The organism is Viridibacillus sp. NPDC093762 (genome assembly GCF_050279675.1).
Lineage (GTDB): Bacteria > Bacillota > Bacilli > Bacillales_A > Planococcaceae > Viridibacillus.
Genome location: NZ_JBNNUK010000014.1, coordinates 68,824 through 94,524, shown reverse-complemented (window position 1 = coordinate 94,524; position 25,701 = coordinate 68,824). Strand labels below are relative to the sequence as shown.

Here is a 25,701-nt window from a genome sequence, read left to right as displayed (position 1 = left end):
ACACCCGTTCCCATGCCGAACACGGAAGTTAAGCTCTTTAGCGCCGATGGTAGTTGGGGGTTTCCCCCTGTGAGAGTAGGACGTTGCTAGGCACACTAAAGCACAGCTGATTTAATCAGTTGTGCTTTTTTGTTTTAAGAGAAATTCATTATTTAAGAAAGTTTGAGACTTACAACTTTTGAATATTACTATATAGAGTGTTAATGTAACTTCATTATTTAAACTATGAATGATAGATAGATTAAAGTGTTAGAAATGCTTGAATCATACAATATTAGCTGGATAAAGTAAAAAAATTATGTGAAAGTAATTTTTTTATGAAAAACTATTGCTAAAGCATAGATTAGCTGATATAATAAATCTTGTCTTAAAGAAATGGTCCGGTAGTTCAGTTGGTTAGAATGCCTGCCTGTCACGCAGGAGGTCGCGGGTTCGAGTCCCGTCCGGACCGCCATTTACTTTTAAATTCAAATGTAAACACAGCTAATGTAGCTGTGTTATTTTTTTATGTCTAAAAAATTTTTAACCCGTTCACTTTGAACATTTGTGATGCTTTAGGTAAACTATAGTTAATGTAAGTTTGAGAGGATAAGGTCGAATGACAATGGAGATATTGGTTAATTCATTAGAAGAAACAGAAAGTCTTGCTTTGAAACTGGCTGATTTGCTGGAAGCACAGGATACGATTACACTTGAAGGAGATCTTGGCGCAGGTAAGACAACTTTTACACAGTCTTTGGCTATGGGATTGGGAATTACACGTACAGTGAATAGTCCAACCTTTACAATTTTAAAGCAATATGAAGGTAGGTTGCCATTCAATCATTTAGATGTCTATCGACTAGCTGATAGCGATGAAGATTTAGGCTGGGATGAGTTGTTTTTCGGTGATGCTGTATCTGTAATAGAATGGGCTCATCTTATTGAACAAGATCTACCTGCTGAACGTCTAGGGATTGAAATCCATCGAATTGATGAGAATAAAAGACGATTTTTATTGAAACCAATCGGTAAGCGTTATGAACGATTGTGTGAGGAGTTAATGAAATGATTTGGTTAGGAATAGATACATCGAATTCTCCATTAGCTGTAGCCATTGTAAAAGATGGTCAAGTTGTAGCGGAGGAAGTAGCGAATATTAAATTAAATCATTCAATTGGGGCTATGCCAGCGATTGAGCGATTGTTTGAAAGAACAAAGATGAAACCAGCTGAAGTTGATGCAATTGCAGTTGGTGAGGGTCCTGGTTCTTATACAGGTGTGCGTATTGGTGTTACGATCGCTAAGACACTTGCTTGGACGCTGAAAAAACCACTAGTTGGTATTTCTAGCTTAAAGCTCTTATCAGCAAATGCAGCACTTTATAATGGAGTTGTATGCTCTATTATCGATGCGAGAAGACAAAATGTCTATGCAGGTGCTTATAATACGACGGCAGACCTAACGTCAGTAGTTGAGGATGGGCATTATAGTTTGCAAGGCTTACTTGAAAAATTAAAGGATTTAAATGAACCGGTAATGTTCGTTGGACATGATGTGGATTTATTTTGGGAATCAATTCAAGCCCAATTAGGAAATTATGCAGTACGTGCACCTTTTACATTGGATCTGCCTAGTGCTAGTCAGCTTATTCAATTGGCTTCACAACAAGAATTGCCTGATATTGAAGCAGTGCATTCATTTATACCTCAATATCGTCGTTTAGCTGAGGCTGAGGCAAATTGGATAAAAGAGCAGAAAGGTCAGTAATAGGTGAAACGATGATTACTTATCGAGAGATGACAGTGGCAGATGTACCAGCAGTGCATGCAATTGAAGTTGAAGTATTTCCATCACCGTGGACGATGGATTCTTTTTTTCATGAAATGACTACAAATACACAAGCTACCTATGTTGTTGCTGTGGACGGCACAGAGCAAATTATAGGGTTTTGTGGCATGTGGATTGTATTAGATGAAAGTCAGATTACAAATGTGGCAGTAACAGCTTCTGCTAGGGGTTTAGGAATAGGTGAAGGGCTAATGCGTGAAGCAATTCGTATCGCTCGTGAAAGGTCAGTTATCGTCATGAGTTTAGAAGTACGTGTTACAAATACAGTTGCCCAAAACCTTTATCGTAAACTTGGCTTTCAAGATGGAGGTATCCGTAAAGGATACTATACAGATAATCAAGAGGACGCTCTTGTCATGTGGGTGAATTTATAATGGAAAATCGATATATATTAGGAATCGAAAGTAGTTGCGATGAAACAGCAGCTTCTATTGTCAAAAATGGATGTGAAATAGTGTCAAATGTAGTGGCATCTCAAATTGAGAGTCATAAACGTTTTGGTGGTGTTGTACCAGAAATTGCTTCGAGACACCATGTAGAGCAAGTGACACTAGTAATTGAAGAGGCATTAGCGCAGGCTAATATGAAGCCAGAAGATTTAGATGCTGTAGCTGTAACGGAAGGTCCAGGATTAGTTGGTGCACTTTTAATTGGTATTAATGCAGCGAAGGCTTTTGCATTTGCTAATGGCCTCCCATTAATAGGCGTGCATCATATTGCAGGGCATATATATGCGAATGCTTTAATGCAGCCGATGGAATTTCCTTTACTTGCACTAGTCGTATCTGGCGGACATACAGAACTTGTTTTCATGAAGGAACATGGCTCATTTGAATTGATCGGAGAAACACGTGATGATGCTGCTGGTGAGGCTTATGATAAGGTAGCTCGCGTATTGAATATTCAATATCCAGGTGGTCCGCACATTGACCGTATGGCGCATGAGAGTGATGAAGCAGTTAAATTTCCTCGAGTTTGGCTGGAAGAGGATTCATATGATTTCAGTTTTAGTGGTTTAAAATCTGCAGTGATTAACTATAAGCATAATGCAGAGCAACGAGGTATCGAAGTGAATCCATTGCATGTTGCCAAAGGGTTCCAAGATAGTGTTGTAGAAGTATTAACAGCGAAAACATTACGAGCAGCGCGTCAGTTCAATGTGAAGCAAGTAATTGCAGCTGGAGGTGTTTCCGCTAATAAAGGTCTGCGTAAATCATTAGAAGAAACATTTGCTAATGAAGGTATTCCTTTTTATGTGCCGCCTCTTAAGCTATGTACAGATAATGCCGCGATGATTGCTGCTGCCGGTACATTTATGTTTGAAGCTGGAAAACGTAGCGATATGGGAATGAATGGACGCCCAGGTATGGAATTAATATCTTGGCATAAATAATATCACTTCTATTTACTAAAACTAAATTGTGTATGAGAAAAGATTACTTTCGTCAGAAAGTGATCTTTTTTTCATAAAATGGGAACACGGGATGAAAAATGCGAACATCCGTACTTATACACAATCTGTGGATAAGTTGTGGATAATATGTGCGTTTTCAATATATAGTATTGTCTTTTACACAACTAAATGTGTGTAAAATAAATTTATACTGTGAATAATGTGTATAACTATGTTAATATGCTGAAAATAAAGGGTTTATAATGTGTATAACCCCGTGGATAAAATACACTTAAAATTTCTTCTTGACCTATATATGGGACATGAATTGTTCTTATACGACAAAAACCGCGTGCTCATCGACACGCGGTTTTCTTTTAAAACATTTCAAGTTGTTCGTTCAGTTCAAGCCATTCCATTTCAGCTGTTTCATGCTTTTCCTTGGTTTCATCAAGCTGATGTTGAAGAGCTATTACTTTTTCGTGATCTGGGAAGATTTCTGGATCGCACAGTTGCTCTTCTATGAAACGGATTTGCTCTTCATAGTTTGCCATACTATCTTCAATCTCTCCAATTCGTCGACGAATTTGACGTTCTTTCTTTTTCGCTTCCTTATCGATTTTACCATTTGTAGTCACTTTCTCTGTAGCTTGCTCTTTTGGGAGAGGCATTGCGGCAAGTTTTTCAGCTGCTAATTCTTCAAGCTCTTTTTTCTTCTCTAAAAAATAATCATAATCACCTAAATATTCAAAGCTTCCATCAGCTGATAAATCAATAACTTTTGTAGCAATACGATTAATGAAATAACGGTCGTGCGAAACAAATAGTAATGTACCTGGATAATCGATGAGCGCATTTTCCAATATTTCTTTACTATCTAAGTCTAAATGGTTCGTCGGTTCATCTAGAATAAGGAAATTACATTTTTGAAGCATTAGTTTCGCGAGTGCAAGACGTGCTTTTTCCCCACCCGATAAATCTTGTACAATTTTACTAACGTCATCACCAGAGAATAGGAATCGACCTAGTACTGTGCGAATGTCTTTTTCGTTCATCAAAGGCCATTCATCCCAGAGCTCTTTTAAAACAGTTTTGTTGCTTGTAAGTTTTGCTTGCTCTTGGTCATAATAACCGATTTGAATATTCGTACCATAATGAATGTCTCCTGCAATCACAGGTTTGTCCTTCACAATCGTTTTTAGTAGTGTAGATTTACCAACACCATTTGGTCCAACAAGTGCGATGCGATCTTCGCGGAAAATACGCATATTAATATGTTGAGATACTAATTTCCCATCATAGCCTATCGCCACATCATTCACTGCCAGTACATCATTACCACTTTGTCGGTCGATGCCAAAGGTAAATGTTGCTGATTTCTCATCGCCATCAGGTGAATCCATCCAATCCGTTTTCTCTAGCACTTTACGTCGGCTTTGAGCCATTTTCGTTGTTGAAGCACGAGCAATATTTTTTTGGATAAAGACTTCTAATTTTGCTTTTTCATCTTGTTGCTTTTCGAATAGTTTCATATCACGTTCATAGTTTTTCGCCTTCTCATCTAAGTAGCAACTATAGTTACCTGTGAACTTTGTGACATGATGACGAGAAACTTCGTACACAATAGATACAACTTGGTCCAAGAAATAGCGGTCATGTGATACGATTAAAATAGCACCGTCATAATTTTTCAAATAGTTTTCAAGCCAGCTTAATGTTTCGATATCTAGATGGTTTGTCGGTTCATCCAAGATTAGCAAATCAGGCTTAGTTAAAAGAAGCTTTGCAAGGGCAAGACGCGTCCGCTGTCCACCAGAAAGGGCAGAAATATACTTATCATAGTCAGCTGGATAGAATTGCATACCATGCAAAACAGAGCGTGTATCGGCTTCGTATTGATAGCCACCTTGCTCTTTGAAGTCATGTTGTAACTGATCGTACTCAGCCATTACCTTAGCATAAGTTTCTGTATCCTCATACACAGCTGGGTCAGCCATTTTATGTTCTAAGTTTCGTAACTGCTGTTCTTGTTTTTTTATGGGTTCGAAAATAGTCATCATCTCTTCCCATATAGTTAGAGAAGATTCTAAACCAGCATGCTGTTCTAAATATCCTAGTCGAACATCTTTTGGCATAATGATATCACCAGAATCATATGAAAGCTGGCCCGCGATAATTTTCAGTAATGTAGATTTACCGGCGCCGTTACGGCCAACAAGTGCAACACGATCTCGATGCTGTACTTCTAGCTTAACACCACTTAAAATTTCGTCCGCAATGTAAGATTTATATAATTGATTGACTTGTAAAACAATCATTTTAGACACCTCAGTTCAATCTTAGTTTATCGGATTGCGCAGTAGGGTGCAATGAGATAACTTTACAGGAGAACAATCGTCATATAATATTGAAACGATTTCGGATTGATTGCAGGAGGAAACTGTGTGAAACACGAATCAACTAAAATTCCACAAGCTACGACGAAAAGGCTTCCTCTCTATTATCGATTTATTCAAAACTTCGCTAAAGCAGGGCAGGAACGTGTCTCATCAAAGGAATTAAGTGAAGCAATGAAAATTGAATCTGCGACCATTCGTAGAGACTTTTCTCATTTTGGAGCGCTTGGCAAAAAGGGCTACGGCTACGATGTCCAAAAAATGCTGGCGTTTTTTAGAAATATTTTAGACCAAGATGAGCGAATGAATGTAGCACTAATAGGGGTAGGGAATCTAGGAAATGCCTTTTTGAAATATAACTTTCAAAAGAATCATAATACAAAAATTGTCGTTGCGTTTGATACAAAAGCTCCACTAGAAGGTAAAATGATAAGTGGTATACCTGTTTATCATCCAGATGCATTAGAGGACAAGTTTGTTGAGTACGGAGCAGAGCTTCCTATCTTAACAGTACCATCACGTTCAGCTCAAATGATGACAGATCGTCTAGTGAAGATGAATGTCAGAGGTATATTAAACTTTACACCGATTAGAATATCAGTACCGGATTCAATCCGGGTGCATACAATTGATTTATCTATCGAGTTACAAACACTTATATATTTCATGCGAAATGATGAAGAATAACTTGAAATATTCACATTAATAAAATAGCATAATTTAGCGAAATGAGTTAAAATAATAGCATATTATGAGGAGGTGTCTGTAATGGGAATTGGCCCAGGGAGTGCTATTATCATTGGGATTGTAGCCCTACTTATTTTCGGACCGAAGAAATTACCTGAGCTTGGAAAAGCAATGGGTTCTACTCTCCGCGAATTCAAAAACGCTACTAAAGGTTTAGCTGATGACGAAGAGGAATCAAAAAAAGTCATCGAAACTAAAAAAGCAGAAGAAAAATAAGTTAGGATGTTAGTTGGATGAACAATAATGAACTAACGATTATCGAGCATATAGAAGAATTAAGAAAACGGTTATACATTGTTGCCGTTTTCTTTGTTATTAGTGTGGTTGGTAGCTTCTTTTTAGCTGAACCGTTAATACACTTTTTACAATTTAGTGATGAAGCCAAACAATTACAATTGCATTCATTTAAAGTAACAGATCCAGTTAAAGTCTATTTCCAAGTTATTTTCATTTTATCCGTTATCATAACATCACCTATTATTTTGTATCAGATTTGGTCATTCATCAGTCCAGGTTTATATGAAAAAGAACGTAGAGTAACATTGAGCTATATTCCTTACAGTGTATTACTTTTCTTAGGTGGGGTAGTATTTTCTTACGAAGTATTATTCCCTTATATTATTAAGTTTATGATGCAAATGTCTGTGCAATTAGATGTACAACAAACGATAGGAATCAATGAATATTTTCAATTTTTAATGCAAATCACCTTGCCATTCGGAGTAATATTCCAATTGCCAATAGTGATTTTATTCCTCACGCGTTTAGGTTTAATCACACCAATGATGTTGGCTAAAGTACGGAAATACGCTTACTTTATCTTACTAACCGTTGCTGCTATTATTACACCACCAGATATTATGTCTCATATGTTTGTAACATTACCACTGTGTATTTTATATGAGATTAGTATCCTTATTTCTCGCGCAGGCTACCGCAAGTACTTAAGAGCGGAACAGCAACGCCAGATTGAATATGCAAGAAACCCTTCGACTGATGAATAATCAGTTGAAGGGTTTTTTTTATGAGAAATATACATTATTTAAAATACATACAAAAAAACCTACTCAACAAAAGAGTAGGCTTGGCAATCTTACTGTCCTAAAAACTTCATAAGATCATCTTGATAAAGCTGAACTAATGTCACAAAGCCGTTTAACATCATATGAGCAATAATTGATGTAATAATACGTTGTGTCTTATGGTATAGAAATGCGAATATGAAACCGGAAATCGCATACAGTATGATGTGTGAAAAGTCGAAGTGGATAACAGCAAAGACAATTGCACTCACAGCAGCAGCGATGAAGAAATTAGTTTTTCGGAAAATTGAACCGAAAATAACACGACGGAAGATAAATTCCTCTAAAATCGGTCCAAACACTACAATTCCTATAATAGCTACTGGAGCCACATCTGCAATTTCAATTAAATTGGCTGTATTTTCTGAGCCAGTTTTTATGCCTAGGCCTTGTTCGATGAGAGCACCGACTGTTTGGCCAAAGAATACGAGGAAGAAGCCAATTATACCCCAGCCAATTGACATAGGAATGGAAGCTTTTTCACCTTTAAAAACTTGCCAAAAACCTTTGTCTCGCCTAACGAGAATGAGTGAAACGATTAGAGCAGTACCCATACTGATGAATATCCACCAACCTTGGGTCATGAGAATAGCTGTCTTTAAACTAAGGTCAGGATTCAATTTCTGTATGAGCTTGAGAAGCGGTTTCAAAAAAAGAATTGATGACAGTTGCATAATAATGTAGACAATCAAAACAAAAAACGCGGTTTTCTTAGATTTCAAATTTAAAATCCTCTCTTAAAAAAGGTGTCATCTCTATTGTAGAATACTCGCTTTCGAAAACAAAATAATTTATGCTTCTTACTTGCAAAAAAAGACGGAATTCTTTATTATAAGAATTGTGTTAGCACTCATGACTTAAGAGTGCTAATAAAATATAAATTCCACATTTCTAGGAGGTTGTTTCACTTGTTAAGACCATTAGGTGATCGCATTATTATCGAATTAGTCGAAGTAGAAGAAAAAACAGCATTCGGCATCGTTCTTCCAGACTCTGCAAAAGAGAAACCTCAGGAAGGTAACGTTATCGCAGTAGGTACTGGCTTCTTGACTGACAGTGGTACAACTGTTCCACTTAACGTAAAAGAAGGAGATCGCGTTATCTACTCTCAATACGCTGGTACAGAAGTAAAATATGAAGGTAAAGAATATTTAATTTTACGCGAAAGCGATATTTTGGCTATTATCGGCTAATAACTGAAACTAAAAACTATTCGGGGGGTACGCATCAATGGCAAAAGATATTAAATTTAGTGAAGAAGCACGTAGCTTAATGCTTCGTGGTGTAGATAAATTAGCAGACGCTGTTAAAGTAACATTAGGACCTAAAGGACGTAACGTAGTTCTAGAAAAAACTTTCGGTTCACCACTAATCACAAACGATGGTGTAACGATCGCAAAAGAAATCGAGTTAGAAGATCCATACGAAAACATGGGTGCAAAACTTGTATCTGAAGTAGCTTCTAAAACTAATGAAATCGCTGGTGACGGTACTACTACTGCAACAGTTCTTGCGCAAGCAATGATCCGTGAAGGATTGAAAAACGTTACAGCTGGTGCTAACCCAGTCGGCATTCGTAAAGGTATCGACAAAGCAGTTGCTACAGCTATTACTGAACTACAAACTATTTCTAAACCAGTTGAAAACAAAGAAGCTATCGCTCAAGTAGCAGCTATCTCTGCAGCTGACGAAGAAGTAGGCGAATTAATCGCAGAAGCTATGGAACGCGTTGGTAACGACGGCGTTATCACTATTGAAGAGTCAAAAGGCTTCACTACTGAACTTGATGTAGTAGAGGGTATGCAATTCGATCGTGGTTATGCATCTCATTACATGGTGACTGATACAGATAAAATGGAAGCTGTCCTAGACAACCCATATATCTTAATCACTGACAAGAAAATCGCTAATATCCAAGAAATCTTACCAGTACTTGAACAAGTTGTTCAACAAGGTAAACCACTTTTAATCATTGCTGAAGACGTAGAAGGCGAAGCACTTGCTACATTAGTAGTGAACAAACTACGTGGTACATTCAATGCAGTAGCAGTTAAAGCTCCTGGATTCGGTGACCGTCGTAAAGCTTTATTAGAAGATATCGCAATCCTAACTGGTGGACAAGTAATCACTGAAGATATCGGTTTAGATCTTAAACAAACTTCAATCGATATGCTTGGCCGCGCAGCGAAGGTTGTTGTAACTAAAGACCACACTACAGTAGTAGAAGGCGCTGGCGAAATCGGTTCTATCGAAGCTCGCGTAGGCCAAATTCGTGCACAATACGAAGAATCTACTTCTGAATTCGATAAAGAAAAACTACAAGAACGCCTTGCTAAATTAGCTGGTGGTGTAGCAGTAATCAAAGTTGGTGCTGCAACTGAAACAGAACTTAAAGAACGTAAACTACGCATTGAAGATGCTCTAAACTCAACTCGCGCAGCAGTACAAGAAGGTATTGTAGCTGGTGGTGGTGTTGCACTAGTAAGCATCTACAACAAAGTAGCAGAAGTTGCAGAAGCACACGAAGGCGACGTAGCAACTGGTGTTAAAATCGTTCTTCGTGCTCTTGAAGAACCAGTTCGTCAAATCGCTAACAACGCAGGTCTTGAAGGTTCAATCATCGTAGACCGCCTAAAACGCGAAGAAAAAGGTATTGGTTTCAACGCAGCAAATGGCGAATGGGTTAACATGATCGACGCTGGTATCGTAGACCCAACTAAAGTAACTCGTTCAGCACTACAAAATGCAGCATCTGTAGCGGCTCTATTCTTAACTACAGAAGCAGTTGTAGCAAACATTAAAGAAGCAGCAGCTCCTGCTATGCCTGATATGGGCGGCATGGGCGGCATGATGTAATAAGCCGCTGCAACCCTTGATATATAGGGGTTTGTATGTAAGGTGAAAGTGAAATGCTAACATTTTGCTAACATAAAGGATTTTAACGGAGGCTTCTCATAAGTTCATTGAACTTTTGGGAGGCTTCTTTTTTCATTTCTTTTGTCACGTGGAGATAGACATTCTTGGTGATTGGATCATCTGAATGGCCAAGACTATCCATGATTTGTTCGAGTGCGACACCTGCTTCTGCTAAAAACGAAGTGTGTGTCTGTCTCAATGAGGAAGGTGTTAAGTCAGGGTTTAATTTTGCGATTGCAAGAAGCCTAACCATCCTGAGTTGTACCATTTTAATGACAAGAGGATATCTGAGTTGTCTCTCTGTTTTAGCAAAGATAAAGTCTTGTTATTCGTATTTAAGCAATTCATCGTAGTGTTCACCTCGTGAGGTGATTTTTTTATTGGATATTTATGTTGATGTTACTATAAAGATTGTGTAGAAATGTACTTAAACTAACGGGGCAGGTTAATTGAACACTTTTATAACTAAAATGGTTCAAATGATGAAATATTTCGTTAGTTAAAGAACCATTATTCACTACTTGACGTTTGGCTTGTAAAAGGTTAATATGAAATTAACTTCACATGAAGTAAACTTCACACGAAGTAAACTTCACTCAAAGAGAATAAGTTGGTTAGGAGAGGTATATTTGAAAAATCTATTCATGCAGCGACTTTTAGTATCAATCTTACTAATAGTATTAGGGTTCATTCAAGTAATTCTTGATACATCAGTAGGATTTAATAATGGCTATATCATAGTATTGTTAGGTGGAATAATTTTGTTGTTCTCAACAATTTCTAACATTACATCCCGAAAGAATAAATCACTAGAAAAGGAATTAGCAAAGGAATATGACGAAAGAGATGCTTTAATTGATGGAAAAGTTGCTCGCTTTTCCTTGTATATCCTGATATCCGAAATTTTAATTCTTATGTTTTTAACTAATTTTGTGGTAATACCAACAAATACTGCATTATTTATTGTTTTAATATCTTTAATGATTATTGAATTTGGATCTAGAAAATATTATACTCATGTCCTTTAATCAGGAGGAATTTATGAAAAATAGAGTAAAAGAATTGCGAACAGAATATGGAATAACGCAACAAGAATTATCAGATAAAGTAAGTGTATCTTCTAGAACAATCATCTCATTAGAAAAACAAAAGTATAATCCATCTGTGCTACTTGCGTATAAAATAGCTTCAGTTTTTAATTTATCAATTGAAGAAACTTTTATTTTTGATGAGGATGACAGATAAAACATTTCATAAAGATGCACATATAAAATAAACAACGGAGGAATTTAAATGATGTATATTATAGGACTTATTTTTGGGGTAGTTTTAGTAGCTTGGGGTATTTATCGTATGAAAACAGATGATGGCTTATTTGGAAAAAATCGAAAAAACAAAAACTTATTCAATCTCCTGTTAATGGGAGAAGCTTCGGGAATAGGACAATTCTTGGGTGGAATTATTTTAATTATTGCAGTAATTATTGGTTTTTTTGTGAAGTAGTAAGAATTTCAATTTTTCACTGAAATATTGTGAACGAAATCAATTAAACAAAAGGGTTAGTTACTTAAATTTTTAAGTAACTAACCCTTTGTTATATTTTTCTTTTTTTGAATATTAAACCTATAGATCCTATAGAGGAGAGTTATTCAGCCAACGGTGCTTTAGTAAGAAGACCTTTGAGCTGTTCAGACAGATTTTTTTTTTATTCAACTAAAGGGGTAGGTTAGTTAAATAAGTAGTTTATTTTATCATTTAACAATGGAGATAGATGAACGAGGAAAAAGAAGTAATACAGTTTAATATTAGTTTCGGTAACCGTATCACAAGTGATAGTAAAGCTGAAGTTTGACCTTATAATAGAAGGTAATTGAAAATTATATGTTTACATATTGATGATTTATTATGTAATATGGACAAGCTTCACAGTAAAAGGAGTTGATAATGATGGTTCAATCAATCAAAATATTAGTTGTTGAAGATGACAATGATATAAATCAATTATTATGCCATATTGTTGAAAAAAGTGGATATGTTTCTCAGTCAGCTTTCTCAGGAACAGAAGCAATGATTTACTTGGAGAAGCAAGATTGGGATATGGTATTACTAGATCTAATGCTTCCTGGTATGAATGGAGATGAAATTCTGTCAAAAATAGCTGAACAAAGTAACATGCCTGTCCTTATTATTTCAGCGAAACTGGAGCAGCAAACTAAAATTGATGCTCTAAGATCGGGTGCGGATGACTATATTACGAAGCCGTTTGATATTGATGAAGTATCAGCGAGAATCGACTCCCATTTGAGAAGATATCGACGTATGCATGAAATTCCAACAAATAAAGAATTAATGCACAAAGATTTAATTATTAATACAGAAGCTAAAAAAGCAGTTGTTGATGGGAAAATGCTCGCTTTTACAGCTCGTGAATACGATATTTTAGTACTTCTTATGTCATCACCCAACAAAATTTTCACGAAAGAAAACTTGTTTGAAAGAGTTTGGAATGAACCATTTTATGGTGATGAGAATACCATTAATGTTCATATGAGCAATTTAAGAAGTAAGCTCTCTAAGGCTAGTCCCGGTGTTGAATATATCGAAACAATCTGGGGAATGGGCTACCGTCTTAAATCTTAAGGTTTTCTTTAGATTTAACTTAAGCTTCTCTTATGTTCTTCTTACTATACTAAGTATATCAAGTAAGGGAGGTAAGTATATGAAAGATTATGTACTTAAGACAAATCAATTATCAAAGCAATATAAACATCAAGTTGCTTTAAATAAAGTGAATCTATCGATTGAAAAAGGTTCTATTTACGGCTTTATTGGGCAAAATGGTGCTGGTAAATCCACGCTAACTCGTTTAGTGACTGGATTAGCAATGCCCACATCGGGTACGGTAGAACTGTTTGGAGAAACGGATGATAGGAAGTTAATTCAAGCTAGAAAGCGTATTGGTGCTACGATTGAGCAACCTGCAATATATCCTCATATGACAGCTGCTGAGAATTTAGAAGCACATAGACTTTTAAAAGGCGTCCCAGGTAAAGAATGTGTTCAAAAAACACTAGCACTTGTTGGTCTTCATGATACGGGGAAAAAGAAGGCAAAGAATTTTTCTTTAGGCATGAAACAAAGACTTATTCTTGCGATTGCTCTTTTAGGAGATCCAGAATTTTTAATTCTCGATGAGCCCATTAATGGATTAGACCCTATGGGAGTTGTAGAAATAAGAGAATTATTAAAAAAGCTCAATAGTGAAAAAGGTGTTACTATACTGATTTCAAGTCATATTTTAAGTGAACTTCATTTGTTAGCTACTCATTATGGCTTCATTCATAAGGGAGAATTGATTGAGCAAATGACACTTCATCAGCTAGAAGAAAAATGTCAGCAATATTTCCATATTAAAGTAGATAATACCGAAAAAGCTGCAACTATAATTGAAACTGTGCTTTCTACTAATGATTTCGAGGTTATGCCAGATGGTGTGATTAGACTATATAAGTATCTTGATCAACCAGCCAAAGTTTCTACAGCATTAGTTAACGCAGGGTTAATCATTGAACAGTTTAAGTCAATGGGTCAAGATTTAGAAAGTTACTTTACGAAGCTTATTGGAGGAGTTCAGCATGGATAATCTATTAAAATCAGAACTATTTAAATTAAAAAAGGATAGATCGTTTAGAAAATTGACATTGGCATTGATGATAATTGCTGTCCTTTTTCCTCTTATAGCGAGTATTAATGGAATAGAGCAATTAAGCGTTAACGAAGTATTTTTAACTATCATTGGTAGAAACAATTACGTGTTAAAATTAATCCCATGTCTTTTAGCTGGTTATTTTATCGCTAGCGAATATTCTTTGGGTACAATGAAAAGTATTGCATCTTCTGGCAATAGCAGAACTAGAATTTATATCTCCAAATTAATGGTATTTTCATTTGGAGCAATCATTTTTTCAGTAATATTACCAATTGGTATGACAGGAACTGGGGCTATTCTTTCTCAATTTAACGATATGCCTGATTTAAAATACTTTGCTCAAATAATTATTTTTACCATGTTATATGCAGCAGCATTTGCATCAATAATGATGTTATTTGCAACAATGTTTACGGATAGCGGAAAAACCATTGGCTTGCTAATCTTAATATTCCTTCTATTTGATGGTGTAATGTTCATGTTAGCTAGTAAGATCACTTTATTTGAATATATTTATAATTATTCGGTATTTAAGTTATCATATGACTTCATTAATATAAATGCTTTGAAAAGCATTGAAGTATTTAAATTAGCGATAGTCCCGATTGTAACTTATGTGATATTTGGATTACTAGGAGTATTTGCATTCCAAAAGAAAGAAATTAAATAAATAAAAAAAGAAAGGCGAGTGAAATGATGATCTATATAGTAATTATATCTGTTATAGCTGTATTTTTTATCCTCATTCGCTTTTACTTATTGAAACTGGAACTAAAACGAGTTACTCGACAATTAAATCAGTTAAACAATAAAGTAATCTCAAAGAAAATAGACCTAACATTTTATGATAAAGATCTTGAGAATTTAGCAAAAAATATTAATGACCAAATTGATTTAACGAATGAAGCAATTTTTGAGAAATTAAGAACTGAAAATGAAATGAAGCAGGCAATTGCAAATATTTCGCATGATATTCGTACGCCAATGACGTCTATTATAGGTTATATACAATTTTTAGAATCCGATGATATTGGTCCTGAGAAAAGGATAAAATACCAAGAGAACATTAAAAATGGAGCACTAAGATTAAAGGTTTTATTAGATGAGTTTTTTGAACTATCGACTATAGAATCAGCTGATTATCCATTAAAGAGGGAAAACATCAAATTAAATAAATTGTTAGTTGACGTGTTAATTGGTTTTTATGATGATTTCAATAAAGCACAGATAGAACCATCAATCCTTATTCCAGAGGATGAAATTTATATTTCAGGCGATTCATCGGCTGTTAAACGTGTAATTGAAAATTTAATTTCCAATACGATTAAACATTCGAGTGGCAATGTCACTATTCAACTTGTTAAAAATTCGTCATCGGTTCAACTTAATATAATGAATCCCGCCAAAGAATTAAAAGAACAAGATCTCCCTCTTCTTTTTGATCGCTTTTATAAAGTTGATCAAACGAGAACAAAAAGAAGTACAGGTTTAGGGTTATTTATTGCGAAAAGTTTAATGCTAAAAATGAATGGGAATTTATCAGCAGAATTAAAAGGAGAACAATTGCTGATGAAATGTGAATGGAAAAGTTTATTCCAAAACAACAGTCATACCGTTTAAAAAAATTATACAGTTACACCCCTTTAGATTATCTAAAGGGGTGTATTTATAGTGAAAAGGAAAAGAAATTTAAAGAAAACTGGATATTTATACTAAAAACACAGATAGCTATCGCTATAAAAGCGTTTGCACTGCGATGGAATGGATTCAATAGTTTAAGTTATCTAAAAATCATCTTTTTCAACTAAAGGGTGCTTTAGTAAAAGATCTTTGAGCTGTTTAGACAGCTCTTTTTTTATTCAACCAACGGGGCAGTTTACTTTAACAACAAATTAGAAAATAATGATACAATCAAACTATGATTAAAACTGGTAGGAAGTGGTAATGTGAATAAAAACACTAGGTATACATTTACTATTTCTGCTATTTTAGTAGCGGGTTATGCCATTGTTCAATATTTCATTATGGATGGATATCAAGCAGGGTTTGTTCAAATGAAGCTAATGTTTCTTTCTAAATTGAGTGTATTTTGGTACAGTATGCTATTTATACATATTGCAACGAGTGTAGTAGCATTAGTAATTGGTCCTTTTACATTATCCACAAATTTTAGAAAAAAGAATATCAAGCTTCACCGAAAGATAGGGAAAATATATATGATTGGCATTTTATTTGGAGGGATTTCAGGACTTTATTTAGCATTTCACGCTACAGGAGGATTTGCGGGAAAGCTTGGGTTTAGTTTTTTATCCGTATTATGGTTGTTTTCTGCGTTTCAAGCACTTGCCAAAGTTAAAGAAAAGAAAATTCATGATCATCAAAAGTGGATGATAAGAAACTATTCCTTAACCTTTGCAGCTGTCACGTTGAGAATTTGGCTACCTTTGTTTGTATTACTATTTGGATTAGAGAGTTTCGAATTTAGTTATGCTATTATCGCATGGTTAGCTTGGGTGCCAAATGTAATCATTGCAGAATTATTTATACAACGAAAACTTAATATGAGACAGCACCAGAAAAAAGAGGATTTACAACTTTACGAACTTTGATACAAGTCTTATGCTTTAGTGAAGACTATTTAGAGGTGGAAGATGATTTGCATGAAAAGTAATTACATCGTCCAGCTACACTAATCCAAGATGAACTCGATAATATATGTTGTTAGTTTTCTATACGAAATAAGATTGTTTTCTTCTTCGTCCCCATGGCAAGGTTGCTTTTTGTATATACAAGTTATTTACTACAAAGTAATAATTTTAGTAAGGGCTTACTCTATAGATCTACATATCTAAAGAGCAAGCATACTATAACTTTATAAAAAATAGGAGGGATATCCAGTGTCTAATGCTTACTTAGACTTATTAGCATACTTTGGAATTGGTGGTGCACATCCTGGTGGGTTTAATCTAACCCAATCAATATTAGAAGACGCAAATATTAAACCAAGTGAATCTGTATTAGATGTAGGTTGTGGTACAGGGCAGACATCAGCTTTCTTGGTGAAAAGATTTAATTGCCAAGTGACTGCAATAGATAAACATCCAATTATGATAGCAAAAGCAGTGGAACGATTTAAGAATGATTCATCCACAGTTAAGGTAGTCGAAGGGAACGCGGAATGTTTGAATTTTGAGGATGACTCCTTCGATTTCATTATTGCTGAATCTGTTATCGTGTTCACAGATATTGAAAAGACGTTACATGAACTTGCTAGGGTTTTGAAAAGAGAGGGCCGTTTGATCCTCCTTGAAATGACGGTTGAACATAACCTAACTGAAGAATTACAGAGAAAAGTATGCAATTTATATGGCATCAAAGAGATTTTAAGTGAAGAGGAGTGGCGGGCAAAGCTACATCAAGCTGGATTTACTCGTATTGAAATAATCGATACACCATCTGAACTTAGTCCAAGTGAAGTTGATGATATTAACCAATCGGATAACATAAAAAAAGAGCTCTTTGATTTATTGGAAGAGCATAACGAATTAATAACTCATTACCGTCATTTCATAGGTTATCGTGCTTTTAAATGCTACTTCTAACTTAACTTCTTTTTCGGAAGAAATGAAAGGGCCTTCTTTCAGTTACTCATCAATTGCAAATTTGGAACCGGCAATTATTTCGTCAGAGGATTTATAATATAACTCTCCTTTTTTAAAAGGCCCATGTTTTTCTTGATAGCTATCGACAATCTGAAAGCCTAGATGATAACCAATCCATTTTGGCAGTGGTCCTCTAGCTTTACCATATAAAAAAGGGTAATGATTATTTATGTCTTGAACATTTAAAGAAGGTATAAAACGTCGTTTCCATATAGCAGAAGCATCTTCAAATGAGTAGAGATTGACCCAAGGACCAAGCCATTTTTCACCATACAAATCTTTTACTGCATATTCTCCAAGTCCTTCAATGATGAGTGAATCTTTTAACGTAATTTTATTCGAAGCCAAATCTAAATGTTTTATTCGACAGACATGGTTATATTCGTGTGCTAATAAAGCCTTTAGCTCTGTTATTGGAAGATCTACAGATACGAATAAAAATAATGCCCCACTATAGGCCACACCGTTTTTACTTGGTGTTTGTTTTCTTGACTTCATATTCGCGTTTTTTATAGGGAAAATATAGATTGAAACTTTTGGACCTTTCCATAATCTCCTTAAATATTGATATTCCTGCTCAACAATTTGCCAAACTTTTTGATCTTCTAACTTCTTCACGGTGCTCTTTAAGTGGGTCCATTCATATGGCTCAAAAAGTCCATAATTCTGGAGTTCATATTGCCAGACTTCTGGATTGGCTTTAGGCTTTAATCCTTCGAGTGGTCCGCATAGTGTCTCACATTGTATGGAAGATGCTCCTTTACCCGACTGTTTTTCACATAGTTCAATAAACTCATAAAGCCAAGGTTGCGTTTTGATCACTGACATATATCTCATCCTTTTAGTTTTGATATCTTTTAGTATATGTATTGGAAGCCTCATTATTTTTAATAAATATAAATTGTTACTAATCTGTTTTTCATTAGACGATTGTCCATTGCGAGGATTTATTACCCCCATATACTAGCAGAGCATACTTGTATGTAAATAGTAGGGAGAGGGGGATTAAAATGAATCAAATATATAATCAATGTTGTAATTTTCATGGTAAAACAGTGAGAATTCATTGTCACGATGGTAGAGTCCATGTAGGTAGAATTACTAGAGTTGAAAGAGGTATGGTCTGGATTCAACCTGCTGGGGGTTTAGGCGGGTATGGTCAGGGATTCTTTGGAGGAGGCGGATCTAGACGTGGATTCAGACGTGGTTTTGGTTTTGGATTTGGTATAGCTCTTGGTGCAATTGCTGGGATCGCATTAGTTTCGGCATTTTTCTGGTAAAACATATTCTACCTTACTCAAAACAATTACACTATTTCACAAGTAGGGTATAACTTCCATTAATCAATCTCTTGCATATTAATAAGGGAAATGGGGCAAACACTTGCTTTGGCTGAAGAACAAAGCCATGAAATGGGGAATAAATTGAACTGCACTCAATTGTTAGATACAAACTGACAATTGAAGGTGCAGTTTTTTGTGCATAAGTACTTTCGTTGCAGGAACTAGGAAGTCTAGCGGGTAATTCAAAACCTCCAAAGATTTTCGTTCATTTGCACAAAAATAATAAATTCCTTTTTTGCTAATAAAAAAACGTGCAAGCAAATGCTGCACGTTTTCATCTTTATCTATCGTCTTCTTCCCAACATTCCGTATTTTTTAATCCCGGAATTGATTTTGCATAAAACGATGGGTTTTTCCCTTGTTTCCGTTGTTTAGTAAAGTCATCCAATACACGGAAAGCTACTTTTCCTAGTAAGAGAATGATGATGATATTTAACATCGCCATTAGTCCCATAAATAGATCAGCTAAGTTCCAAACAAGTGATACATGAGCAACAGAACCGAACATGACCATTCCTAGAACTACTAAACGGTAACCAGTTAACCATCCTTTATGTGCGTTCATAAATTCGATATTTGTTTCACCATAATAGTAATTTCCCACAATCGAACTAAATGCGAAGAAAATAATTGCAATTGCTATAAAGTATGGAGCCCAACTTCCTACATGTACAGCGAAGGAATTTTGAGTTAGGACGATTCCATCATCTGGTCCAGTTGAATATAGACCTGCCAAAATAATAATGAAAGCAGTAGCAGAACAAATAACAATTGTATCGAAGAATACGCCTAGGCTTTGAACGAGACCTTGTTTTGCAGGATGTGAAGTACTTGCAGTAGCAGCTGCATTTGGTACACTACCCATACCGGCTTCATTTGAAAATAAGCCTCGACGTACACCTTGCATAATCGCAGCCCCTATAGCTCCTCCAGCGGCTTCTTTTAAGCCGAATGCCTCAGATAGTATTAAGTTGAAGACTGAAGGGATTTCAGAAAAATTAGTCACGACAACGTAAAGAGCAATGAGTAGATAAAAGATGGCCATAACGGGTACAATTACTTGTGTAACTTTCACAATTCTATGTACGCCACCAAAAATAATCATAGCTGTTAACACAACTAATACGATCCCAATGATATAAGGCTCGATATTAAATGCTTCTCCAACTGAAGTAGCAATCGTATTGGACTGTACTGCATTGAAGATAAAACCAAAGCTTAAAGTTAAAAGAATACTAAAGACTACTGCCAGTTTACGTTGGCCTAGGGCTTTTTCCATGTAGTAAGCAGGACCACCACGGAAAGAGTTACCATCTCTTACTTTGTAAACCTGTGCAAGTGTACTCTCAATAAACGCGGTAGCCATTCCGATAATGGCGATAATCCACATCCAGAATATAGCTCCAGGTCCACCGACCCCAATAGCTAGTGCTACTCCTGTTATATTTCCTGTACCTACACGAGAAGCTGTACTAATAGTAAAAGCCTGAAACGCGGAAACGCCCTCGTCTTTTTCTTTTTTCTCCATTATTAAACGGAACATTTCGCCAAACATACGAAACTGTACAAATTTAGTTCCAATCGTAAAATACAAACCAGCACCTAGTAGTAATACGATTAATATATATGTCCATAAAACATTATTTGTTTCATCAACTATATTCCCGATCCATTCCATTTATCTGCCTCCTTTATTGCATACCTTTTAGTTTATAACATTTTTTAATAAACAATCAACTTAAAAAAGAAAATAAGTACGGTCAGCTTTTGACTTAATTTTTTTATTTGATGAATAATATTAAAGTCATAAGTAAAGTTAGGTTTATGTTGATTACAAAGTAATCTTTCGAGAGTTACTTAATCCATAGTTGCGATTTTCGCTAATTTATTTTGTCTTTCTTCATATTTAAATATGTTTAATTTTTATAGCATCATAATGTGTTTACTGTAATTTGATTTATCACCAATGCTATACTTTTAATAATTGTTTGATAGGTGGTGTTAGAAGTGAATATAAAGGAACATGTTTTAAAAAGGTTAGACGAACAACTTCAATTGCATGGACATCTCATTGGAGTAGCAGCAGGTTCCGGGATGACCGCTAAATATGCAGAAGTTGGAGGTGCCGATTTTATATTGGCTTTGAGTTCAGGGCGATTTCGTCAGATGGGAGTCAGCTCTCTAGGAGGCTTTTTAGCTTACGACAATAGCAATGATCTTGTTATGAGCTATGCATCGAAAGAGTTGATACCTGTTGTTAATAATATTCCCGTAATCTTTGGATTGCAGGCAACAGACCCTACAATCGAGTTGGCTGAAAAACTAAATGAAATAGAGAGAGCAGGATTTGCTGGTATTAATAATTTCCCGAGCGTGGGTTTAATAGATGGCCAATTTCGAGAAGCATTAGAGGAAAATGGGATGAGTTACGCACGTGAAGTGGATGCTATTGCGCTGGCGAATAAGAGAGGGCTATTTACTGTTGCATTTGTGTTTAATGCAGAACAGGCAGAGCAAATGATGGAAGCCGGGGCATCTGTTATTTGTGCACATTTGGGACTAACAGTGGGTGGTTCTCTGGGAGCAAAGAAGATTTTATCATTGCAGCATGCAAAGAATCTTGCTATGGAAATATTTGAACGTTGTGAACAATTTAATAAGCCGGTTATACATATGATATATGGTGGTCCCGTGAATAAACCAATAGATGTTCAATTTATGTATGATGGTACGACTATTATGGGTTATATTGGGGGCTCTTCTATAGAACGAATACCAACTGAACAAACAGTTACACAAATTACAAAGTCTTTTAAGAAATCGGATGACTTCCATTATGATGAGTTAATAGAGAAAATTATTGATGGGATGGGGAGTCAAAGAGACTATATTGAATTTGTGAAGAAATATATTCATCTTCATTATATGGATCAAATTCAGTTACGTGATATTGCCAAAATGTTGAGTTTATCAAGTTCATATTTAAGTACATTATTTAAATCTGAAGTAGGTATGGCTTTTACACAATATCTAATTGAATTTCGATTGAATAGAGCTGTTGATATATTAAAAAAACAGTCTTTACCATTAACGAATGTAGCTGAAATGGTAGGTTACCCAAACTATGCACAATTTAGCGTTATATTTAAAAAGCATAAAGGCGTTTCTCCAAAAGAATTTATAGAATCTAACATAAACAAAAGTTAATGAAATATAAACACATTCATTTTGACTGTATAAGTTGATATATTAATAACAAGAAATTTTGAAAGCGTTTTCTTTTTGTTGTTTATAGATTTATTAAAAGGGAGAGATGAACTTGAAAACAATCGCACTGACAGGTACCTTCGATACAAAAGGACAAGAGTTTCTATTTGTAAAAGAACTTATTGAATCTTTAGGAATGAATACATTGACGATTCATACGGGAGTATTTGAGCCACATTTTGTACCAGATGTGAATAATGACGAGGTTGTAGGTATTGTTGGTGAAGATATAATAGCAATTCAAGATAAAAAGGATCGAGCACATGCTACTTCTGTTTTATCAAAAGGCATGGAACAACTAATCCCAAAACTCTATGCTGAAGGTAAATTCGATGGCATTTTATCATTCGGTGGCACAGGTGGCACATCCATTGCGACACCAGGTATGCGCAAATTACCAATAGGTGTTCCAAAAGTGATGGTTTCAACTGTAGCTTCTGGTAATACTGAGCCATATGTGGGTACAAGTGATATCGTAATGATGCCATCTGTTGTAGATGTTGCAGGGATAAATGTCATTTCAACTCGTATTTTTACAAATGCTGTATTTGCGATTGTAGGGATGCTTCACTTTGAGCATGATTTGAAAGTTGAAAAGAAACCGCTAATAGCAGCTACCATGTTCGGTTTAACAACTCCTTGTGTGAATTTTGCTAAGAAATATATGGAGGATCGCGGATATGAAGTACTGATATTCCATGCTACAGGTGTAGGTGGCCGCACAATGGAACAGTTAATCGAAACAGGATTTATAGATGGTGTATTAGACTTCACTACTACTGAATGGGCAGATGAATTAGTTGGCGGTGTTTTAACTGCTGGACCCAATCGCTTAGAAGCAGCGGCAAAAAAAGGTATCCCACAAGTTGTTTCTTTAGGAGCTCTTGATATGGTGAACTTCGGAACATTTGATTCTGTTCCAGAAAAATTTGCAAGACGTAATTTCTACAAACATAACCCGACAGTTACATTAATGCGGACAAATGAAGAAGAAAATAACCAAATTGGTGAGGTAATTGCTGAAAAGTTAAATATGGCAAAAAAAGATACAGTATTAATGCTTCCGTTGAAAGGTTTATCGGGACTTGATGTAGAAGGACAGTCTTTCTATGGTCCTGAAGAGGACACTGCGTTATTTACTGCATTGCGTAACAACTTAGATAATCAAACAGTTGAAATTGTTGAAATGGATTTAGATATTAATGCACAAGCATTTGCAGAACAAGCAGCTGAGCGCTTAATAGCAATGATGAAAAAATAAAAAGGAGTGATTAACATGATTCAATTAAATAGAAAAGAAATTTTAGCGCGTTTTAATGAAGAAATTGCCAACGGAAACATCTTATTAGGAGTAGGGGCAGGTACAGGTATTACTGCGAAAAGTAGTGAGGCAGGCGGAGCTGATATGCTGATTGTATATAACTCAGGTCGTTACCGCATGGCTGGACGTGGGTCACTTGCAGGCCTGTTATCTTATGGAGATGCCAATCAAATCGTTGTAGAAATGGGTAATGAAGTATTACCAGTAGTCAAAGATACACCAGTATTAGCAGGAGTGAATGGTACTGACCCATTCCGTGTAATGGATGTCTTTTTAAAGCAATTAAAAGAACAAGGATTCAGCGGTGTTCAAAACTTCCCAACAGTTGGTTTAATCGATGGTGTATTCCGTCAAAACCTTGAAGAAACGGGAATGGGTTATGGACTTGAAGTAGAAATGATTCGTAAAGCACATGATTTAGATATGTTAACAACACCTTATGTGTTTGATGAAGAACAAGCGAAGCAAATGGCTGAAGCAGGTGCAGATATTTTAGTTGCTCACATGGGATTAACGACAAAAGGAACAATTGGTGCACATACTGCATTAACATTAGATGACTGTGTGGAACGAATCCAAAAAATTATTGAAGCAGGTCGTACTATCAATCCAGATATTTTAGTTATTTGCCATGGTGGACCAATCGCAGAACCAGCAGATGCTGAATATGTGATTAACAATGTGGACGGCATTTGTGGTTTCTTCGGTGCTTCAAGTATAGAGCGTTTTGCTGCAGAAAAAGGAATTAGAGAACAATCAGAAGCGTTCAAAAATATTCGTTCTTAATTTACTCTTGTTCAAAATGAAAATCTAAAGCAACCTTGCAGATACTTAGCAAGGTTGCTTTTACATATCATCTATTATTTCTGCATAATCCATTTTTCCGTGGAAAGACTATATTTACAGAAAGGATGAGTGTTTAGATGGAACAAAATAAATACGCACAACTTAACCATGAACAATTGAGAGAAATCAATGAAATGGAAGAGAAATTGGGTGTAACTCTGATTGCTTACGATACATCTGCAACTCAAACTAATAGGTCAACACCCTTTAACACTGCATCTTCTGAAATAAATCCGTCTTAGAATCTCTTTACTCATGGGCAGTGATTAGTAAGAGTATAAGCTGGAAATCAAAAGAAACTCCTCATCTTATGAAAAAGGTGAGGAGTTTCTCTTTTTATACAAACACTTATGGATTTGTTGACCATAAACCAGCTGATTTCAGAAGAACTCTTGGGTGCAATTTAAGTTGAGCAACCATAAAGTCTGCAATATCTTCCGGCTGCATTACTTTATCTGGATTGCCGTCAGTTAAATTCAGTTCGACTGCCATATCAGTAGCAACAGTGCTTGGTGTCAAAGTACTAACACGAATATTGTGTTTTCTTACTTCAAGCATTAATGATTCACTTAGAGCAATAACAGCAGCTTTTGAAGCACTGTAAGCACTAGTTACAGGTGCCCCTTTTTGACCAGCTGTTGAAGAGATATTAATGATATCACCAGTTTTGCGTTCAATCATTTCTGGAAGAACTGCACGTGTTATGTAATATACGCCCATGACATTAACTTGGATGATTTTCGCCCACTCTTCTGGATCAAGTTCAAGGAAGTTGCCAAATTTAGAAATACCAGCGCTGTTTACTAAAATATCGATAGCGCCAAGTTCCCCGCGGATTTTTTCAACTGCAGCATTTGCTTCATCGATATTCGATACATCCCCAGTTGCAAGGGCTACCTTCACACCGTATTCTTTTAGTTCAGCCGTGACATTTTCTAAATTTTCAAGAGTTCGACCAATTAAGCCAATGTTAATGCCTTCTTTTGCGAAAGCAATTGCTGTAGAACGGCCAATCCCACGTCCTCCACCAGTTATAAGTGCTGTTTTACCATTAATATTTTGCATCTATATCTCTCCTTACTATTTAAAAATTTGTACAAATTTTAATTTAGTATTCATATATGGTACCTTGACCGCATGAAAATGTATATTATTTTGCTTTGTAGCCGTTTTCTAACACACTGAAAAT

29 protein-coding genes, 1 tRNA gene and 1 rRNA gene are annotated in these 25,701 nt (G+C 35.7%); 25 read left to right on the top strand and 6 right to left on the bottom strand.

The annotated features are described in order from the left end of the window. The 6 genes from rrf to tsaD all read left to right on the top strand — a co-directional run. A 5S ribosomal RNA gene (gene rrf, locus ACQKM9_RS16170) occupies nt 1-92 on the top strand; the annotation flags it as partial. A 285-nt stretch (nt 93-377) separates the two neighbouring features. Beyond that, nucleotides 378-454 (top strand) — tRNA-Asp (locus tag ACQKM9_RS16165). Between the two features lie 144 nt (nt 455-598). Next, nucleotides 599-1,051 carry a tRNA (adenosine(37)-N6)-threonylcarbamoyltransferase complex ATPase subunit type 1 TsaE gene (tsaE, locus tag ACQKM9_RS16160; RefSeq protein WP_427735386.1) on the top strand — a complete coding sequence of 151 codons (453 nt, stop codon included), beginning with the start codon at nt 599-601 and terminating at the stop codon, nt 1,049-1,051. Next, nucleotides 1,048-1,749, top strand: coding sequence for a tRNA (adenosine(37)-N6)-threonylcarbamoyltransferase complex dimerization subunit type 1 TsaB (gene tsaB / locus ACQKM9_RS16155; protein WP_427735385.1), 702 nt, complete (start codon nt 1,048-1,050; stop codon nt 1,747-1,749). Before tsaE ends, tsaB begins: the two co-directional genes overlap by 4 nt. Nucleotides 1,750-1,760: 11 nt before the next feature. Next, a complete protein-coding gene (rimI, locus tag ACQKM9_RS16150) occupies nt 1,761-2,204 on the top strand; it encodes a ribosomal protein S18-alanine N-acetyltransferase (RefSeq protein WP_427735391.1) in 444 nt (147 codons plus the stop codon). Next, the gene (gene tsaD / locus ACQKM9_RS16145) at nt 2,204-3,223 is read left to right on the top strand and encodes a tRNA (adenosine(37)-N6)-threonylcarbamoyltransferase complex transferase subunit TsaD (protein WP_427735384.1); all 1,020 of its coding nucleotides are present in this window, start codon (nt 2,204-2,206) and stop codon (nt 3,221-3,223) included. The genes rimI and tsaD overlap by 1 nt, the downstream gene beginning before the upstream one ends. A 377-nt stretch (nt 3,224-3,600) precedes the next feature. On the opposite strand, the gene ACQKM9_RS16140 is transcribed toward tsaD, so the two are convergent. After that, nucleotides 3,601-5,541 (bottom strand): ABC-F family ATP-binding cassette domain-containing protein, encoded by a 1,941-nt coding sequence (locus tag ACQKM9_RS16140; RefSeq protein WP_427735383.1) that lies wholly within the window; start codon nt 5,539-5,541, stop codon nt 3,601-3,603. Between the two features lie 126 nt (nt 5,542-5,667). Between ACQKM9_RS16140 and ACQKM9_RS16135 the strand changes: the two genes are divergently transcribed. The 3 genes from ACQKM9_RS16135 (at nt 5,668) to tatC (ending at nt 7,370) form a co-directional block, all read left to right on the top strand. Continuing rightward, complete coding sequence (locus ACQKM9_RS16135; protein ID WP_427735382.1) at nt 5,668-6,306, top strand: redox-sensing transcriptional repressor Rex; 639 nt, start codon at nt 5,668-5,670, stop codon at nt 6,304-6,306. Between the two features lie 81 nt (nt 6,307-6,387). After that, nucleotides 6,388-6,582, top strand: a complete 195-nt coding sequence (locus ACQKM9_RS16130; protein WP_427735381.1) for a twin-arginine translocase TatA/TatE family subunit — start codon at nt 6,388-6,390, stop codon at nt 6,580-6,582. Between the two features lie 17 nt (nt 6,583-6,599). Next, complete coding sequence (gene tatC / locus ACQKM9_RS16125) at nt 6,600-7,370, top strand: twin-arginine translocase subunit TatC (protein WP_427735380.1); 771 nt, start codon at nt 6,600-6,602, stop codon at nt 7,368-7,370. Between the two features lie 89 nt (nt 7,371-7,459). On the opposite strand, the gene ACQKM9_RS16120 is transcribed toward tatC, so the two are convergent. Beyond that, nucleotides 7,460-8,170 (bottom strand): CPBP family intramembrane glutamic endopeptidase, encoded by a 711-nt coding sequence (locus tag ACQKM9_RS16120; protein ID WP_427735379.1) that lies wholly within the window; start codon nt 8,168-8,170, stop codon nt 7,460-7,462. Between the two features lie 186 nt (nt 8,171-8,356). Here ACQKM9_RS16120 and groES point away from each other — a divergent pair, with 186 nt between their 5' ends. Beyond that, complete coding sequence (gene groES / locus ACQKM9_RS16115; protein ID WP_038179465.1) at nt 8,357-8,641, top strand: co-chaperone GroES; 285 nt, start codon at nt 8,357-8,359, stop codon at nt 8,639-8,641. A gap of 37 nt (nt 8,642-8,678) precedes the next feature. Further along, complete coding sequence (groL, locus tag ACQKM9_RS16110) at nt 8,679-10,304, top strand: chaperonin GroEL (RefSeq protein WP_076035289.1); 1,626 nt, start codon at nt 8,679-8,681, stop codon at nt 10,302-10,304. Between the two features lie 82 nt (nt 10,305-10,386). Here groL and ACQKM9_RS16105 read toward each other — a convergent pair whose 3' ends face one another. Next, nucleotides 10,387-10,680 carry a tyrosine-type recombinase/integrase gene (locus ACQKM9_RS16105; protein WP_427735390.1) on the bottom strand — a complete coding sequence of 98 codons (294 nt, stop codon included), beginning with the start codon at nt 10,678-10,680 and terminating at the stop codon, nt 10,387-10,389. A gap of 313 nt (nt 10,681-10,993) precedes the next feature. Between ACQKM9_RS16105 and ACQKM9_RS16100 the strand changes: the two genes are divergently transcribed. From ACQKM9_RS16100 to ACQKM9_RS16060, 9 genes are all read left to right on the top strand, one after another. Then, nucleotides 10,994-11,392, top strand: a complete 399-nt coding sequence (locus ACQKM9_RS16100) for a hypothetical protein (protein ID WP_427735378.1) — start codon at nt 10,994-10,996, stop codon at nt 11,390-11,392. Nucleotides 11,393-11,405: 13 nt separating this feature from the next. Continuing rightward, nucleotides 11,406-11,609 (top strand): helix-turn-helix transcriptional regulator, encoded by a 204-nt coding sequence (locus tag ACQKM9_RS16095; RefSeq protein ID WP_427735377.1) that lies wholly within the window; start codon nt 11,406-11,408, stop codon nt 11,607-11,609. A gap of 51 nt (nt 11,610-11,660) precedes the next feature. Further along, nucleotides 11,661-11,867 (top strand): hypothetical protein, encoded by a 207-nt coding sequence (locus tag ACQKM9_RS16090; protein WP_427735389.1) that lies wholly within the window; start codon nt 11,661-11,663, stop codon nt 11,865-11,867. A 444-nt stretch (nt 11,868-12,311) separates the two neighbouring features. Then, the gene (locus tag ACQKM9_RS16085) at nt 12,312-13,004 is read left to right on the top strand and encodes a response regulator transcription factor (protein WP_427735375.1); all 693 of its coding nucleotides are present in this window, start codon (nt 12,312-12,314) and stop codon (nt 13,002-13,004) included. 79 nt (nt 13,005-13,083) lie between these two features. After that, nucleotides 13,084-14,007, top strand: a complete 924-nt coding sequence (locus ACQKM9_RS16080; RefSeq protein WP_427735374.1) for an ATP-binding cassette domain-containing protein — start codon at nt 13,084-13,086, stop codon at nt 14,005-14,007. Then, on the top strand, nt 14,000-14,743 hold the full coding sequence (locus ACQKM9_RS16075; protein WP_427735372.1) for an ABC transporter permease: 744 nt from the start codon (nt 14,000-14,002) through the stop codon (nt 14,741-14,743). Before ACQKM9_RS16080 ends, ACQKM9_RS16075 begins: the two co-directional genes overlap by 8 nt. Nucleotides 14,744-14,766: 23 nt before the next feature. Next, a complete protein-coding gene (locus tag ACQKM9_RS16070) occupies nt 14,767-15,693 on the top strand; it encodes a sensor histidine kinase (protein WP_427735371.1) in 927 nt (308 codons plus the stop codon). Nucleotides 15,694-16,019: 326 nt separating this feature from the next. Beyond that, the gene (locus tag ACQKM9_RS16065; RefSeq protein ID WP_427735370.1) at nt 16,020-16,682 is read left to right on the top strand and encodes a DUF2306 domain-containing protein; all 663 of its coding nucleotides are present in this window, start codon (nt 16,020-16,022) and stop codon (nt 16,680-16,682) included. Between the two features lie 288 nt (nt 16,683-16,970). After that, entirely contained in the window at nt 16,971-17,675 is a 705-nt protein-coding gene (locus ACQKM9_RS16060) for a class I SAM-dependent methyltransferase (RefSeq protein WP_427735369.1), read from the top strand. Nucleotides 17,676-17,717: 42 nt separating this feature from the next. On the opposite strand, the gene ACQKM9_RS16055 is transcribed toward ACQKM9_RS16060, so the two are convergent. Then, nucleotides 17,718-18,563: a DUF2268 domain-containing protein gene (locus ACQKM9_RS16055; RefSeq protein WP_427735368.1), complete on the bottom strand. Its 846-nt coding sequence runs from the start codon at nt 18,561-18,563 to the stop codon at nt 17,718-17,720. A 182-nt stretch (nt 18,564-18,745) separates the two neighbouring features. On the opposite strand from ACQKM9_RS16055, the gene ACQKM9_RS16050 reads away from it, so the two are divergent. Then, nucleotides 18,746-19,015 (top strand): hypothetical protein, encoded by a 270-nt coding sequence (locus ACQKM9_RS16050; RefSeq protein ID WP_427735367.1) that lies wholly within the window; start codon nt 18,746-18,748, stop codon nt 19,013-19,015. A 343-nt stretch (nt 19,016-19,358) separates the two neighbouring features. Here ACQKM9_RS16050 and ACQKM9_RS16045 read toward each other — a convergent pair whose 3' ends face one another. Next, nucleotides 19,359-20,756 carry an alanine/glycine:cation symporter family protein gene (locus ACQKM9_RS16045; protein WP_427735366.1) on the bottom strand — a complete coding sequence of 466 codons (1,398 nt, stop codon included), beginning with the start codon at nt 20,754-20,756 and terminating at the stop codon, nt 19,359-19,361. A 329-nt stretch (nt 20,757-21,085) separates the two neighbouring features. On the opposite strand from ACQKM9_RS16045, the gene ACQKM9_RS16040 reads away from it, so the two are divergent. The 4 genes from ACQKM9_RS16040 (at nt 21,086) to ACQKM9_RS16025 (ending at nt 24,754) form a co-directional block, all read left to right on the top strand. After that, nucleotides 21,086-22,285, top strand: a complete 1,200-nt coding sequence (locus tag ACQKM9_RS16040; RefSeq protein ID WP_427735365.1) for a phosphoenolpyruvate hydrolase family protein — start codon at nt 21,086-21,088, stop codon at nt 22,283-22,285. Nucleotides 22,286-22,397: 112 nt separating this feature from the next. Beyond that, nucleotides 22,398-23,606 carry a Tm-1-like ATP-binding domain-containing protein gene (locus tag ACQKM9_RS16035; RefSeq protein WP_427735364.1) on the top strand — a complete coding sequence of 403 codons (1,209 nt, stop codon included), beginning with the start codon at nt 22,398-22,400 and terminating at the stop codon, nt 23,604-23,606. Between the two features lie 15 nt (nt 23,607-23,621). Next, entirely contained in the window at nt 23,622-24,452 is an 831-nt protein-coding gene (locus ACQKM9_RS16030; protein WP_427735362.1) for a phosphoenolpyruvate hydrolase family protein, read from the top strand. Nucleotides 24,453-24,589: 137 nt separating this feature from the next. Continuing rightward, on the top strand, nt 24,590-24,754 hold the full coding sequence (locus ACQKM9_RS16025; RefSeq protein WP_427735361.1) for a hypothetical protein: 165 nt from the start codon (nt 24,590-24,592) through the stop codon (nt 24,752-24,754). 106 nt (nt 24,755-24,860) lie between these two features. Here the strand turns inward: ACQKM9_RS16025 and ACQKM9_RS16020 are convergent, their stop codons facing one another. Then, the gene (locus ACQKM9_RS16020) at nt 24,861-25,577 is read right to left on the bottom strand and encodes a 3-ketoacyl-ACP reductase (RefSeq protein ID WP_427735360.1); all 717 of its coding nucleotides are present in this window, start codon (nt 25,575-25,577) and stop codon (nt 24,861-24,863) included. Nucleotides 25,578-25,701 lie beyond the last annotated feature (124 nt).

What these genes read in the sequence shown, in the direction of transcription:
- tsaE (WP_427735386.1), top strand. Translation starts at nt 599, where the DNA reads ATGACAATGGAGATATTGGTTAATTCATTAGAAGAAACAGAAAGTCTT.
- tsaB (WP_427735385.1), top strand. Translation starts at nt 1,048, where the DNA reads ATGATTTGGTTAGGAATAGATACATCGAATTCTCCATTAGCTGTAGCC.
- rimI (WP_427735391.1), top strand. Translation starts at nt 1,761, where the DNA reads ATGATTACTTATCGAGAGATGACAGTGGCAGATGTACCAGCAGTGCAT.
- tsaD (WP_427735384.1), top strand. Translation starts at nt 2,204, where the DNA reads ATGGAAAATCGATATATATTAGGAATCGAAAGTAGTTGCGATGAAACA.
- ACQKM9_RS16140 (WP_427735383.1), bottom strand. Translation starts at nt 5,541, where the DNA reads ATGATTGTTTTACAAGTCAATCAATTATATAAATCTTACATTGCGGAC.
- ACQKM9_RS16130 (WP_427735381.1), top strand. Translation starts at nt 6,388, where the DNA reads ATGGGAATTGGCCCAGGGAGTGCTATTATCATTGGGATTGTAGCCCTA.
- tatC (WP_427735380.1), top strand. Translation starts at nt 6,600, where the DNA reads ATGAACAATAATGAACTAACGATTATCGAGCATATAGAAGAATTAAGA.
- groL (WP_076035289.1), top strand. Translation starts at nt 8,679, where the DNA reads ATGGCAAAAGATATTAAATTTAGTGAAGAAGCACGTAGCTTAATGCTT.
- ACQKM9_RS16095 (WP_427735377.1), top strand. Translation starts at nt 11,406, where the DNA reads ATGAAAAATAGAGTAAAAGAATTGCGAACAGAATATGGAATAACGCAA.
- ACQKM9_RS16090 (WP_427735389.1), top strand. Translation starts at nt 11,661, where the DNA reads ATGTATATTATAGGACTTATTTTTGGGGTAGTTTTAGTAGCTTGGGGT.
- ACQKM9_RS16085 (WP_427735375.1), top strand. Translation starts at nt 12,312, where the DNA reads ATGGTTCAATCAATCAAAATATTAGTTGTTGAAGATGACAATGATATA.
- ACQKM9_RS16080 (WP_427735374.1), top strand. Translation starts at nt 13,084, where the DNA reads ATGAAAGATTATGTACTTAAGACAAATCAATTATCAAAGCAATATAAA.
- ACQKM9_RS16075 (WP_427735372.1), top strand. Translation starts at nt 14,000, where the DNA reads ATGGATAATCTATTAAAATCAGAACTATTTAAATTAAAAAAGGATAGA.
- ACQKM9_RS16070 (WP_427735371.1), top strand. Translation starts at nt 14,767, where the DNA reads ATGATGATCTATATAGTAATTATATCTGTTATAGCTGTATTTTTTATC.
- ACQKM9_RS16055 (WP_427735368.1), bottom strand. Translation starts at nt 18,563, where the DNA reads ATGTCAGTGATCAAAACGCAACCTTGGCTTTATGAGTTTATTGAACTA.
- ACQKM9_RS16050 (WP_427735367.1), top strand. Translation starts at nt 18,746, where the DNA reads ATGAATCAAATATATAATCAATGTTGTAATTTTCATGGTAAAACAGTG.
- ACQKM9_RS16045 (WP_427735366.1), bottom strand. Translation starts at nt 20,756, where the DNA reads ATGGAATGGATCGGGAATATAGTTGATGAAACAAATAATGTTTTATGG.
- ACQKM9_RS16030 (WP_427735362.1), top strand. Translation starts at nt 23,622, where the DNA reads ATGATTCAATTAAATAGAAAAGAAATTTTAGCGCGTTTTAATGAAGAA.
- ACQKM9_RS16025 (WP_427735361.1), top strand. Translation starts at nt 24,590, where the DNA reads ATGGAACAAAATAAATACGCACAACTTAACCATGAACAATTGAGAGAA.
- ACQKM9_RS16020 (WP_427735360.1), bottom strand. Translation starts at nt 25,577, where the DNA reads ATGCAAAATATTAATGGTAAAACAGCACTTATAACTGGTGGAGGACGT.